7 protein-coding genes are annotated in these 14,599 nt (G+C 42.0%); 2 read left to right on the forward strand and 5 right to left on the reverse strand.

Features of this window, described 5'->3' with window-relative positions:
* Position 1: 1 nt before the first annotated feature.
* Positions 2-3,727, forward strand: a complete 3,726-nt coding sequence (locus F2B13_RS08365) for a metallophosphoesterase (protein WP_232625203.1) — start codon at positions 2-4, stop codon at positions 3,725-3,727.
* A gap of 42 nt (positions 3,728-3,769) precedes the next feature.
* Here F2B13_RS08365 and F2B13_RS08370 read toward each other — a convergent pair whose 3' ends face one another.
* Complete coding sequence (locus F2B13_RS08370; RefSeq protein WP_149303981.1) at positions 3,770-4,624, reverse strand: hypothetical protein; 855 nt, start codon at positions 4,622-4,624, stop codon at positions 3,770-3,772.
* A 100-nt stretch (positions 4,625-4,724) separates the two neighbouring features.
* The gene (locus F2B13_RS08375; RefSeq protein ID WP_149303982.1) at positions 4,725-6,095 is read right to left on the reverse strand and encodes a vanadium-dependent haloperoxidase; all 1,371 of its coding nucleotides are present in this window, start codon (positions 6,093-6,095) and stop codon (positions 4,725-4,727) included.
* Positions 6,096-6,522: 427 nt separating this feature from the next.
* Here F2B13_RS08375 and F2B13_RS08380 point away from each other — a divergent pair, with 427 nt between their 5' ends.
* Positions 6,523-8,175, forward strand: coding sequence for a solute:sodium symporter family transporter (locus tag F2B13_RS08380; protein ID WP_149303983.1), 1,653 nt, complete (start codon positions 6,523-6,525; stop codon positions 8,173-8,175).
* Between the two features lie 75 nt (positions 8,176-8,250).
* On the opposite strand, the gene xylA is transcribed toward F2B13_RS08380, so the two are convergent.
* The 3 genes from xylA to F2B13_RS08395 form a co-directional block, all read right to left on the reverse strand.
* A complete protein-coding gene (gene xylA / locus F2B13_RS08385) occupies positions 8,251-9,576 on the reverse strand; it encodes a xylose isomerase (protein WP_149303984.1) in 1,326 nt (441 codons plus the stop codon).
* A gap of 87 nt (positions 9,577-9,663) precedes the next feature.
* Positions 9,664-11,163 (reverse strand): xylulokinase, encoded by a 1,500-nt coding sequence (locus tag F2B13_RS08390; protein WP_149303985.1) that lies wholly within the window; start codon positions 11,161-11,163, stop codon positions 9,664-9,666.
* A gap of 185 nt (positions 11,164-11,348) precedes the next feature.
* The gene (locus F2B13_RS08395; protein ID WP_232625204.1) at positions 11,349-14,558 is read right to left on the reverse strand and encodes a VCBS repeat-containing protein; all 3,210 of its coding nucleotides are present in this window, start codon (positions 14,556-14,558) and stop codon (positions 11,349-11,351) included.
* Positions 14,559-14,599: the final 41 nt, after the last annotated feature.

Genomic DNA, 14,599 nt, shown 5'->3' on the forward strand with positions numbered 1-14,599 from the left:
AATGATTAGTATTGCATTGCACAAACATTTTGCACTTATCGGTGCGGTCCTTCTATTCATGGGATGCGCTACCTACAAGCCAAAGTATTTGACGAAAGAGAAAGCGGTTGATGTCGCCACTGAAAAAGAAGTAGTGCACACCTTTTATCTGATAGGGGACGCGGGGCTGTCTCCGATGAACGAAATGAACGAGGCCCTGAAAATTTTTAAAAAACGATTGGACGGGGCTAGTGAAAATAGCACTGCCATTTTTCTAGGGGATAATATCTACCCTGCTGGATTGCCTGATCCTAAAGATTCTACAGTGGCCTACTTACAGGCAAAAAATGATTTGGACGCCCAATTAAAAACCCTTGAGAACTTCAAGGGCAAACCCCTATTCATACCCGGCAATCATGATTGGTATACTGAGGGACTTGTCGGTTTGGAACGTGAACAAAAGTATATTCAGAAAAGCTTGGATAGCGATGAGGTATTCTTTCCTGAGGATGGATGCCCCATGGAAGTCATCGAAATCAACGACGAGGTCGTAGTCATAGCGATAGACACGGAGTGGTATTTGACCAATTGGGACAAACGCCCTGACATCAATGATAAATGCGATATTAAAAGCCGGGATCGGTTTTGGCTCGAGGTCGAAGATAAAATAAAGGACTTTAGGCAACGAACTACCATCATCGCGATGCATCACCCGATGTTCAGCTATGGCTCCCACGGCGGTCAATATACATTCAAACAACATCTCTATCCGAAAAGTGGTCTCGGTCCATTGCCGCTGTTCGGTACTTTTATTAATGTACTTCGAAAAACCGCTGGGGCATCTATCGAAGATATGCAGAATAAGCGTTACGTCGATCTTAAAAAAAGGCTCTTGACTTTGGCGCAATATTCAGAGAAAGTAATTCTCTCTTCGGGCCATGAGCATACCTTACAGTATATCGTGGAAGAGAGTACACCTCAAATTGTGAGTGGTTCGGGTGCGAAAAAAGGCGCCACGCGCCTGCTTAATGGAAGTCAATTTTCAACAGGACAGAGAGGGTATGCCACTCTTGAAGTGTATAAAGATGGATCTTCTCGAGTTCGCTTTTATGGGGTAGATGATGCCGAAAAGGAACAGTTCCTATTTACATCACAGGTTTTAGGACCAGATCGTGAAATTAATGAAGAAAAATATCCAGAAACTTTCCCCACTACCGTAGAGGCTTCCGTGTATACGGAAGAAGAAATTGAACGATCAGGATTTTTCAAGTTTTTATGGGGTGACCGCTATCGGACCTATTATGGAACGAAAGTAGCTGCGCCAACGGTTAACCTGGACACCATTTTTGGTGGCCTTAAGCCGGTACATAAAGGGGGAGGCCATCAATCTAAATCATTGAGGTTACGACATAAGAGTGGAAAGGAATATGTGATGCGAGCCCTAAAAAAAGACGCAGAACTATACCTGCAAGCCATGGCCTTTCAAGATCAATATGTGATGGGTGACTTTGAGGATACCTATACCCAAAAATTTTTACTTGATTTTTACACAGGTTCCCATCCTTACGGTCCGTTCACCACAGGGGTTCTATCGGATGCAGTAGGGCTATATCACACCAATCCAACTTTGTACTATATTCCCAAGCAACCGGCCTTAGAAGATTTTAACGAAACGTTCGGTAATGAACTCTATATGATAGAAGAGCATGCTGGCGATGGTCATGGAGACCTCGAAAGCTTTGGGTTTAGTAATGAACTAAAGAGTACCGATAGCATGCTCGAAGACCTAAGGGACGACGAGAAATATGATGTCGATGCCGAGCTTTATCTCAGGGCACGGCTTTTTGATATGGCACTGGGCGACTGGGACCGTCACGTCGACCAATGGCGGTGGGCAGAATTTAAGGATAAAAAATCGGATAAAGTGCTCTACAAACCAGTGCCCAGAGATCGAGATATGGTCTATTCAAAACATGGCGATGGTGTTTTAATGAATCTTGTTACCCGTATTGTGCCCGCCTTGCGATTGATGGAGGGTTTCCGGAAAGAAATAAGGAATGTTGAAGGCTTTAACTCCTCTCCCAAGACCTATGTTCTTGATATGGCCCTTTTAACCGAAACCACGATGGAGGATTGGAAGAAACAAGCGAGGTTCATTCGCAAAAATCTCACCGAAGAAGTTATTGACGAGGCCTTCAAGAATTTTCCGAAAGAAGTAGGAGAGCGTAGTTCGGCCGAAATTAAGCCGATTCTTTTGGCGCGAATTGCCGATATGGAGAAGACCGCAGAAGCGTATTATAAGGTATTGAACGAATATGCTGTGATAACGGGTACCGATAAAGATGATTGGTTCGAAATAAATGTGTTAAATGAAAGAGAGACCGAGGTGAAGGTTTTTCGAATAATCGGGGGAGAAAAAAAGAAACTTTTTTTTCATAAAAAATTCGATGCGAATTTCACCAAAGAAATATGGATTTACGGTCTTGACGACGATGACCGTTTTGTGTCGACGGGTTCTGGCCGGAGTGCGATAAAAACTAGACTGATAGGAGGGCAGAACAATGACATATATGAATTAAAGGCGTCAGGGAATTTTACTATTTATGACTATAAATCAAAAAATAATACACTTCTTGAAACCGGTAAGGCCAAGGTGAAATTGACGAATGATTACCAAGCAAATACTTATCTGCCCCTTAACCTGCGCAATTCAAATAATCTTACCGTTCCGACAATCGGTTTCAACCCCGATGACGGTGTCAAAATTGGTGTCAGTAATACCTATACCTACAACGGCTTTAGGCAAAACCCGTTTACGCAACAGCATATAATATCGGGTTCCTTTTATTTTGCAACCAGCGGATTTGAGCTTAATTATAATGGAGAATTTGCCCATCTTTTCGAAAATTGGAATTTTGAGATTGCTGCCCGATTCACCAGTCCAAATTTTAGTATCAACTTTTTTGACTTTGGCAATGAGACCGAAAATTTAGACGATGATTTGGGGCTTGATTACAATCGGGTTAGACTGAGAAATTTAAAGGTAAAACCCGCGGTGGTCTGGAGGGGGCAATTAGGAGCCAAGTTCAAAACAGGTATTTCATTGGAGTCGATCGAGGTCGAAGAAACAAACGATAGGTTTATCAATGAGTACTATCAAGAAAATAACGAGGAGACCGAGGCCAATTTTTTGGGCATTGATGGGGAATATACCTATTCAAATGCCGATAATGCTGCATTCCCTACTTTGGGCATGGCCACCTCTCTTTTAGTAGGTTTTAAAAACAACCTCGATTCCGGAGCGAATTTTGGTTACATAGTACCGAGTTTGTCATTTGACTACAAGTTGATACCTAGTGGAAGATTGGTACTGGCCACTAAATGGAAGGCCCATTTCAATCTCGGCGATGGCTATGAGTTTTATCAGGCTGCGAGTATAGGGGGTACCGATGGTTTAAGGGGGTTTAGAAACCAACGTTTCACCGGGAAGAAATCTTATTATCAAAATACAGACATTAGATATAGCCTCCGAAAGTTTACTACGCAATTACTGCCATTGACCATGGGGCTGTATGGAGGCTTTGATTATGGTAAGGTTTGGGTGCCCGATGTAGATTCTGATATTTGGCATACCTCATATGGTGGAGGCTTCTTTATCAATGGAGCCGATATTGTGACCGGAAGATTAGCACTTTTTCATAGCGAGGACGGCTTCCGGCTTTCTTTCGGCTTAGGATTCGGCTTTTAAATGGCGAATTTAATTAGGGATATCTTTGTTGAACGTGCTGATTTACTGAAATTGATACGAATAGAGATTGCCTCCGCCCGAACTATTCTCCTCGTCGGACAACAAAAGGGTTTTATCGTCAACAAAACATACGGACTCTAGTTGGGTTCGTACTCCTAAGTCAATTTCTTCAATAGTAGGCTTTGAAAAATTATCGAAATCAAAGTGAGTCAAAATCCACAATTTACCTGATCCCAAGAGTACAATGGAAAGACCGTCTGATGAGATATCCGCCGAGGTAACCTGACAGGTTTCCCAATCGGTACAGGTACGTATTTTACCCAAGCTTTCGGCCTTATAGGAGCCCTTTTTGTCGGGAACCCTATAAATCAACGACTCTCCCGTAAAAGGAGATGCCCTATTCTTAGTAAATATGTATAGATAACCGTCATAGTGAAAAAAGGCTTCAGCGTCGAACATGCGCTGATTTTTTTTGGGTGGAAAATCTTTTTGCTCGGGATAGTAAAAGGTGATTTTTTCGGCATCGATTTTATCACCGGGCTCAGATTCGGGGTTGGGCAACTTATAGATGGTCAAGTCTTTTCTTCGGTTCCCATTGTTTCCAAAATCTCCGATATACAAATTGCCCATTTTGTCTGTTGCCAAATCTTCCCAATCACGATTTTTGACATTCTTTACGTCGAGTTCCTTTCTAATGTTTCCTTGAAAGTCGACCTTATAAATATTGTCACTGTTGCCACTATCTTCCACGAACCAGGCAGAACGTTCTCTAAAGGTGGCTATGCCCGAATTTTCCTTAAGGGATTTGGGCAATTTGGTCACGTACTTCAACTGACCGTGGTTGGCACAACTGAACAACAGGAAGGGAATCAAAAAAGATAAGGATAGTGTTTTCAAATTTAGGCGTTAAATCAGTGCTATTTGCGGATGAGGCCGTCGATTACTGGATGAAAAATCTATTTTTTTCGTGAAATAAAGATCTAGGAAAAATGACCGATCAATTAATATTTTGACGATTTTCCGCCACGCGTTGATCGGCCTCCATTTTTAGGTTGTCGACAATAAACCGACCCAGTTCACGACCCTGTTTTAGACCCACTTCGATGGCCATACGATAGTGGATTCCCCCATACATACGACTTATAGCGGCCTCGGCCGCGGCCTCGTTGAACGAATCAAAACTGCGAACTGGAAGGCCATACGCCAGCTCTGTATCATCGTCAAAAGCAAAATCATCCCCAAAAATGCTTGTCAAAGCGATTGAGGCGGCACCCGATACCACCGAATGCCCACTTGTATACTCAGGAAATGGAGGGGTTTGCAAGACAGGCTTCCACGCATCATCAATGTGCTGATTGATCAGTGTTTCGGGGCGTATTAGATTACTTCTGTATTTCTCGTCCCAACAACTTATGAAGCCGTCCGCAATGGCCATAGATGTCTTCGTATAAGCATAGAGCGTTTTGTCAAAATCACTGTTGGTTTTTCTTGATGCGATTTTTGTGATACCGATCCAATGTGCCCCAGGAGTAATTTTTTTAGTAGCGAACATAAGATGGCCGCGCGTCACTGAAACGTAAGGATTACAATCCCAAAATTGGGCAATCTTTATTTCATCGGAATCGTCTCCTGTCTCTTCGATTTTTTTTCCGATATCGTAAACTTCCTTCAATTCCCTATAAAAATCGGAACCCTCTTCCATAGAGAAGGGAACTGGGGGAGTGGGCTTGAACTGCTGTGCCGAATCGATTACGAAAGGCCTTATCTTGTTCCAATGGGGCTCAATGCCGTCCATGTAGGCCGGAGGGGTAGGTTGCCAACGGGTGGGGTCATCGACATTGACCGTGAATTTAGGCATGGTGCGCGTTTGAGGATAATTGTCCTTGTTCATCCAGACACCGATATGATCGGCAACTTTTAAGCCGTACGTTTTCGAGTTTTCAAAGATCGTAGGATTTTTATGCTCCCATACTGCATATAGGCTATCGCGCAATGCTTCCATTCTATCTTCGGAAAAAATCAAGCGTTTGCTCAGCTCCATATGGGCTACCAGTGCTGATAGATCATAATTAATGGCCGTGATGGAGTCTGGTTTCGGAATCGGGGTGAGATCCGTCACTTGACCGACCAAAGAGAGGTAGTCATCATTATTGGCCGCTACAATTTCATAAGCTGCGATATTGGGGTACGCAAAAATTCGGCTCGCCACGGGAGGTGAAAAAATATCGTGAATCATTATTTCCGTGACTTTGTCAACGGACGCATGCAAATCTTCCGCGGAAATTACAATCGGTTCCTCTTTTTTGATTTCGTTGCTACAGGAAATGTAAAGGACCGCAAAGGTGAATAATACTGTAATCTTCTTCATTGTTTTTCTTTCATTTCATTCATTATACTACTCGGTAATAAGACATGCAAGATAAAATTAGGGGAAGTGCTGATCGGCCAACAAATCCCTCTGTTCATCTTGTACTAATGGTTGGATGTTTAGGGCTGCAAAATTACATAATTTTTTAGCTTTCCCATACACTTGGTTTGGAAATGCTCATAGATAAAAATTAGTATTGTTGACTAAAAAACAGGGAGTTAAACTTACGAATCTTTTGTAAATTGGAATAGCGGTACCCCTGAAAACTAAGTTTTTCTCCAACAAAATAGTCGTTCTTCAACCTGATTGACCATTTATTTTCATTGTGACCTAACTGATTTCTATGTTAACAGATAAAACAGGCATTTTTGAATAGTTATCAAATAATCCGATATATTTATCATCAATAATCAAACCAAGCGATGAAATGATAGGAATTCTTTCTTTTTTAGGCTTTACCGTATTAGTGGCGATAATAGCCTATTTTGCCACTCGTACGACCGATGAAAAATCTTCTGATGGATATTTTCTGGGTGGAAGAAGTCTCACTGCTGGGGTAATTGCAGGTTCTCTTCTACTAACTAACCTTTCTACGGAACAAATTGTGGGGCTGAACGGAAGTGCCTATAAAGACGGTCTTTCTGTAATGGCTTGGGAGACTTTGGCGGCGATGGCGATGGTAGTCACCGCTATTTTCTTGTTACCTAGGTATTTGAAGGGAGGGTTGACGACTATTCCACAGTTCTTGGCCAAGCGATTTGATATTGCTACGAAAACCATCACGTCTGGCCTCTTTCTTACAGGATATGTGATCGTACTCTTGCCGGTTATACTCTATTCGGGGTCAGTGGCCATAAGCGGTATGTTCGATGTACCTGAATTGCTTAATGTCTCAGATGGTACAGCCTTGGTCATTTGTATCTGGGGTATTGGTATTATCGGTTCTATCTATGCTGTATTTGGCGGATTAAAAGCAGTCGCCGTATCAGATAGCATCAATGCCATCGGTTTGATTGTAGGGGGTCTATTGATACCGTTGTTCGGATTGATCGCTATTGGTGATGGAAATGCCATTGACGGTTTAAAAGTATTGGTCGATGCGAACCCTGAAAGGTTTGATTCTACGGGAGAACCTGGGCAAGAAGTTCCCTTTTCTACCATTTTCACGGGTATGATGTTAGTGCAATTGTTCTATTGGGGCACAAACCAACAGATTATACAGCGAGCCTTGGGTGCTAAAAATTTGGCTGAAGGCCAAAAAGGACTGTTATTGGCATCTTTTTTGAAAATTTTAGGCCCAATTATACTCGTTTTACCGGGTATGATTGCCTATTATTATTTTGAGGGAGGGTTGGAATCCAGTGATTTGGCCTATCCTGAATTGGTACGGGCAGTACTGCCAAAACCATTGGTTGGTTTTTTTGCGGCGGTTCTGTTTGGCGCGATTCTGAGTTCGTTCAACAGTGTCTTGAACAGTTCGGTAACCCTCTTTGGTATCGATATTTATAAGCAGCATATTAATAAGGAAGCCTCAGAGGCGACCGTGGTTAAATATGGAAAGATTTTCGGTATTTGCCTCGCTCTGGCGGCCATGTTTATAGCACCCCTGATCGCCGATGCAGGAAGTCTTTTTAATTATCTTCAGGAGATTAACGGCATTTACAGTATTCCCATTTTTACGATTATAGTTGTCGGATATCTAACCAAAAGAGTACCTGCCATTGCTGCAAAAATAGGAATCTTTTCAGGCTCTATACTTTATATTATCAGCCAATTCTGGCTTGGTCCGAAGCTCGTAGGGGAAGCTTTGGAATCGGCAAAGGCCGCCGGAATCTCAGATGCTTCGGAATTGCGATTAGTTGAAGCGGAGGCTTATCCACATTATTTGCATGTTATGGCCATTCTGTTTGTTTCGAATATAATTATTATGTTGATCATCGGAAAATTCTACCCAAGAAAAGAACCTTTCGAATTAGAGTACACGAAACAAGTATCGATAGAACCATACAAATATGTAAAACATGTCGGTCTTGCCATCTGCGTTATAGTTGTGGGTATCTATATCTACTTCGCCAAGTAAAAAAAGAAGTCCGATAATGTAGCACATTACCGGACTCCAGAAAACGATTCGTTTGAAAGTGAGCCTTACCTAATATTAAATATGCTGGCTAATGATGTTTTCGAAAAGTTCTTGTTTGCCGCTCTGAAGTTCAAGCTCTCCATTTGCCTTGGCAATGTCATAGAGATCTTTGAAATCGAGGGTACCCTCCTCAAAATCCTTGCCCTTGCCCGCATCGAAAGAACTATACCTTTTTTTCCTCAAGCTTTCATAAGAAGAGGATGAGATGATCTTGTCTGCGGTGATCAAGGCTCTTGCAAAGGTATCCATCCCGCCAATATGTGCATGAAAAACATCGTCCATATCCGTTGAATTCCTTCTTATTTTTGCGTCAAAGTTTATGCCCCCGCCCTGAAGGCCACCTGCTTTTAAGAAAGTTAACATGGCCTCGGTAACCTCGGTAATATTGTTGGGAAACTGATCGGTATCCCATCCGTTTTGATAGTCGCCGCGGTTGGCGTCAAGGCTACCTAGCATGCCGTGGGAAGCTGCAACTTCCATTTCATGCTGCATGGTATGGTTCGCCAATGTCGCATGATTAAATTCGAGATTGAGCTTAAAATCATCTTGCAAACCATATTGATGCAAGAAACCTATTACGGTAGCAGAGTCAAAATCATACTGATGTTTCATAGGTTCCATAGGTTTCGGCTCTATAAAAAAGTTTCCTTTGAAGCCTTGGCTTCTAGCATAATCCCTAGCCAGGCCTAAAAAGCGACCCATATGGTCGAGTTCACGTTTGATATCGGTGTTCAATAAAGACATATAGCCTTCACGGCCGCCCCAAAAGACATAGTTCTCGCCATTGAGTTCGATGGTTGCATCGAGGGCTAGTTTTATCTGACCGCCGGCACGGGCCAAGACGTTAAAATCTGGGTTGGTTGCCGCCCCGTTCATGTACCTAGGGTTAGAGAAACAATTGGCCGTTCCCCATAACAATTTTACGCCCGATGCTTCTTGTTTTGCTTTGATATAATCAACAATAGTGGTCAATCTTTTCTCTGATTCGTTGAAATTCGGGGCTTCCTGAATCAAGTCAAAATCGTGGAAACAGAAATAATCGACGCCCATCTTGGTGATAAATTCAAAGGCGGCATCGGCTTTTGCTTTGGCGGCTTCTATGGGGTCGGAAGGCTGGTCCCAGGGAAAATTCTGTGTTCCCGGTCCGAAGGGATCGGAACCTTGGCCACAGAACGTATGCCAATAAGCGATGGCAAATTTAAAATGTTCGGACATGGTTTTTCCGGCAACTTTTTGCTCTGGGTCGTACCACTTGAAAGATAATGGATTATCTGAATCCTTGCCTTCGTATTTTATCTCTCCGATTCCCTTAAAATATTCTTTGTCTCCTAATAGTGCCATTTTAATTTAATGAGTTATGTGTTAATAATTCTTCTTGAGCTCGATATAAGATCTAAGACCATTTAATTTTTGGGTCCTATATTTTATTTATTCATCGGTATTCACGAGATGCTCGAGCATGAGTTCCAGTTCTTTCTTCCACTTGTTGTAGGCTAGGGTGTAGGACGAGCTATTTTTGGAAGGTTTGAAACCCATAACATAGTCGTTGTTCATAATATGCTTTCCAAAGGCATCAAAATCACCGTGGTGCAATTCGCAGGCCCGCGCGGCCCCGATGGCCCCCGTGGTATTGTAAATTTCAATTTCTTGTCCTATAAGTGTCGAAATGGTGTTTGAGAAAATTTCGGACCGAAAGAGATTATCGTTACCTGCTCGAATTACCTTAGGTACGATTCCATCCGATTTCATGATTTCCATACCATATACAAAAGAAAAAGCGATGCCTTCTAGGGCAGCTCTACATAAATGGGCTTTCGTATGGTTATTAAGGTTGATATTGGCCATTCGAGTGCCTAGTGTCTTATTGTTCAATACTCTTTCCGCACCGTTACCAAAAGGATGTACGGTTACTCCATCAGATCCAATAGGAACCGATTCGGCCAGTTCGTTCATTTCTTCGTACGACGAAACCTTTAAGTTGTTCATCAACCATCGGTACATGATACCTGCTCCATTGATACAAGCCATTTTGCCGATACGTGTATTGTTGGTCGTGTAATTGACGTGGGCAAAATTGTTGACCCGGGCACTTTCTTTTACCGATAGACTATCTGTGATAGCATACATTACCCCCGAGGTACCTCCCGTAGCAGCCACTTCACCTGGATTAAAGACATTGAGTGAAAGTGCATTGTTGGGTTGGTCGCCCGCACGATAGAATATCGGGGTGCCAATGGCCAAACCAGAATCTTTTGCGCCTTGTTCGCTGATACCGCCTTGGTCGGAAAAGGTATCTACCAAATCAGGAATGAGATTTTCTTCGATACCATAATACTCAATGAACCAATTGGCAATGGATTTGGTCTTGAAATCCCAAAAAATACCTTCTGAAAGTCCCGAAATGGTCGAGCAGATTTTGCCGCTCAACTTATAGGCAATATAATCGCCGGGAAGCATGAATTTATAAATACGGGCATAGATCTCAGGCTCATTATCTTTGACCCATTTTAGTTTAGATGCGGTAAAATTTGCAGGAGAGTTCAGAAGGTGTTCTGAACACTTATTATGCCCAAGTTCGTCGAAGGCTTTCTGTCCAATGGTCACGGCACGACTGTCACACCAGATGATTGAGTTCCGTAAGGGTATTCCCTTGTCGTCGACTACTACCAGACCGTGCATTTGATAAGAAATGCCGATTCCGGTAATTGAGTCAGGGCTTACCCCATTCTCTTTGAGCAGTCTTTTGGAAGCATTACAAACATGCTGCCACCAATCGTCGGGGTGCTGTTCGGCCCAACCGTTTTGAAGGGCGATCATACCCATTTCAACGGAAGGTTCGCTGACTACAGCAATACTTTTTCCGGTGGCCTTTTCGACCAAAGCCGCTTTTATGGATGAACTTCCAATGTCAAAACCAATAGTGTACATTATACATTTATTAATTTGCTGCCAATATACTGCAAAATAGTATTAATTCGAAAAACTACTACGTATTGATTACTTTTCTTATAAAATCTATCACCAAAATTTTGATTACCCCCTTCTTTTTAGAGTAGTGTTTTCGTATGGAAAAGTATTTTCAATTTGCTGGGCCCCTGAGAGCCCAGTTGGTCTTAGGGACTGTCGTTTTTAGCTGAAGGCTTATTTTTATTGTTAGAGGGGCTCACGATATAAGATTTATCATTATTTGATAGCACCAAAAATTGGTGATCGTTCAATTTGGTTATTCTGCGTGCATTTAACCCTTGGGGAAGATTCAATCTTCCTGTTTCCTTGAGATTCATGTCTTTATTCAAAGTCAGGCTACCTCCTGAATTTCCGGTGTTTTGACCGAGTTCATTAACAAAATCCAAGAAGTTTCCAATATATACAATAGTATCGTCATCTAGATAAAAATCTTCAATGGTACTCATTTGGGCACTTCTGGGTAATGGAATTGGTTCGAATGTAGCTTCCTTGTTCCAATAGACCATTGACCGGAGTTCCGATAGTTTCTTGATTTCCAAAATTTGACTCTCCTTTTTTCCGGTGAGTTCTTCAATTGAATTTATTTTTGAAAAATCGGAATAGCTTAAGAATTTCTTCTTTAGAAAGGGTAGTTGGCCTACTAATTTATCTTTTGAGGCAAATGGAACATAATTTCCAAAGAAATCATAAAAAATGATGGGATCAGGTTGTTCGTTATCATCAAAGTCATCGAGATACATTTTAACCGGCCTTTCTTCGGAGGCTTTCCATTTAAAATTAAGACCTACATTACCGGCAAGAATATCGTTTCGTCCATCTTTGTCTAAATCTGCGACTAAAACCGTGTTCCAAAGGCCTTCGGTATTCTCAAGACCAAAATCTTTGGTTTTGTCCAAAAAGCTTGAATCGCCCTGATTTATAAGAATAGTTATGGGCATCCAGTCACCGACGATGACCAAATCTAAAAGGCCGTCATTGTTCATATCGGCCCATTGACTATCGGTAATCATACCCAAACGTCCTTTTTGTACCATGGCAAACTGACCTTTGCCATTATTCTTCAGCATGTAGCTGAAGGGTGACAAGCCATAACCTCCCGGAATCGAGCGATTACCAATAAAAAGATCGTCGAAACCATCACCGTTAAAGTCGGTGGAAGATACGCTGCCCCCATTTGTGCGTATCAGCGTGGTTTTCAAACGAGAGAATTTGGCAGTGCCATCGTTAACATAAATACGATCTTCTAGCTGAATATCATTTTCGAGTTTGTCATTGCCACCGCTCATTACGTAAAGATCTAGATCACCATCGTTTTCCAAATCGAAAGCGGCCGCTGACACATCTTCATAAATAATGTCTTTGGTGAAGTCGCTACCGTGGACTTGGAGGTAGTCACCGTTCTTTCCCTGAAGAAACATCTGTGGCGATTGATATCTTGCCCCGCCGATATAAATATCATCAAGTCCGTCCCCATTAAAATCAGCTTTGGCAAGGGCAGGGCCTTCCGCGGAAAGTTTTTCGGGCATCAGGGGTTCCCTTTCATAATCGAGAAAACTATTTTCCATATGGATATACGGGAAAGTGATCAAAGTATCAGCTTCAGTTTTAAGCCTTTTCTCGGTTCTTGCTAACGTATTATTTCTGAATATTGTGTGTATTTTATTGGTTTGAATATTCTTTTCCGTTTGTATTTTACCATCGAGCCAAGAGATCGTAACGGAATCTATTTCCGTAATATTTCCAAGACCGAAATGAACGCTGTGGGTAGAAGATGATTGAAATCCTTTTGTGGGGGTCAGCTCTTTAAGAAAACTTCTACCACTTGCATAGACACGTATTTTAGAACCGGTTACGTTTCTAAAAATCGAATCTCCTTTGAGTCTAAACGAAACGAAGTTATGGTCGTGATAATTACTATGGTTCTCGAGCAAAAATGCGGGTTCACCGATATTGTTTATTACAATGTCAAGATCACCATCATTGTCTAAGTCGGAATAGGCCGCCCCATTTGAATAAGAGGGAGGCTGTTCTTCGTCCCTCTCGTAATTTAAATCACCCTGATTGTAAAAAAAGACGTTGGGTAGCTTTACCGTAGGCATCTGATCGATAAGCTTTTTTTCGATGTCTTTTTGTTCGGTTAGCGAGAACTTTGCAAAATCTGTAGAGCTCAGGTAGTTAATGTAGTCAAGGTCGTTAGGTCTTTTGTAGATTCCGTTGGTGATGTACATATCGTTGGCTCCATCATTGTCAAAATCTTGGAGTAATACGCTCCAACTCCAATCAGTAGCATAGGTTTCTGTTTGAAGTGCTACATCAGTGAAAAACAGCTTGTTCTGATTGAGCTGAAAGGTGTTCCGGGCATATTGGTCGGCAAAACCGAAATTTTGCTTGATTTGGCTTACTTTATCAGAATCTTCCCCACCAGACTTTAAGAATATTTCGGAATCGTAGGGCATCATATCCAAGGTGAAAATATCCAAAAGATCATCCCCATTCATGTCCGCCACATCAACACCCATTGTAAAACGGGAGGTATGATCGAGGTATTGGCTTCCGCTTTCCTTGAAGGTCTTGTCGCCTTGATTGATGTAGAGGTAGTCGTTTTCATGAAAGTCATTGCCGACATAGATATCGATTAGTCCATCTTGATTAATGTCTGAGGTAATCAGTGCCAAACCGTATCCGAGGGCACTGCTATAGATGCCTGACTTTTTGGTCACATCGGTAAAACTTTCTATGCCCTTATTCAATTGATTTTCGAATAGTCGATCACCGGCTAGGGAATCTGTTTTTAGACGCTGTTCGATATTTCCATAGCTTCTGGGAGTGTGTATCGAATGGTTCATCAAGTACATATCCATATCTCCATCATTGTCATAATCGAAAAATGACGCTTGAGTAGACAATCCTGAGAAATCGAGACCGAATTTAGCAGCACTTTCGGTAAATGTATTGTTCCCGTTATTGATATAAAGTAGGTTGTGTGCATTAAGATTTTTGTATTTCCCCACTTTAGATACATATATATCTACAAAACCGTCGTTGTTGACATCTTCCATCGTGACTCCGGTCGACCAAGTAGAATCTATTTCAATATGGGCTTCTTCCGTAATGTCCTTGAACTTCAGGTTGCCCTCGTTCAGGTACAAGCGGTCGGAAACCTGGTTCGCTGTAAAGTAAATGTCGTCAAGGCCATCATTGTTGATGTCGCCCACGGCAACACCGCCCCCATTGTAGTAATAGAGGTATTCGATGATATTCAAATCGTCAAGATAATGGAGCTCATTCGCAAAATGAAGACCGGTACTGTCTGATGGCACTTGGCTAAAATAACCATCGGTGCTAGATGTCGTCATTCGATCTTTTTTTGAGCACGAAGTTGTTACAAGAACTAAAC

The sequence above is a fragment of the Pareuzebyella sediminis genome, from assembly GCF_008367235.1.
GTDB lineage: Bacteria > Bacteroidota > Bacteroidia > Flavobacteriales > Flavobacteriaceae > Pareuzebyella > Pareuzebyella sediminis.

What these genes read in the sequence shown, in the direction of transcription:
- F2B13_RS08365 (WP_232625203.1), top strand. Translation starts at nt 2, where the DNA reads ATGATTAGTATTGCATTGCACAAACATTTTGCACTTATCGGTGCGGTC.
- F2B13_RS08375 (WP_149303982.1), bottom strand. Translation starts at nt 6,095, where the DNA reads ATGAAGAAGATTACAGTATTATTCACCTTTGCGGTCCTTTACATTTCC.
- F2B13_RS08380 (WP_149303983.1), top strand. Translation starts at nt 6,523, where the DNA reads ATGATAGGAATTCTTTCTTTTTTAGGCTTTACCGTATTAGTGGCGATA.
- xylA (WP_149303984.1), bottom strand. Translation starts at nt 9,576, where the DNA reads ATGGCACTATTAGGAGACAAAGAATATTTTAAGGGAATCGGAGAGATA.
- F2B13_RS08390 (WP_149303985.1), bottom strand. Translation starts at nt 11,163, where the DNA reads ATGTACACTATTGGTTTTGACATTGGAAGTTCATCCATAAAAGCGGCT.
- F2B13_RS08395 (WP_232625204.1), bottom strand. Translation starts at nt 14,558, where the DNA reads ATGACGACATCTAGCACCGATGGTTATTTTAGCCAAGTGCCATCAGAC.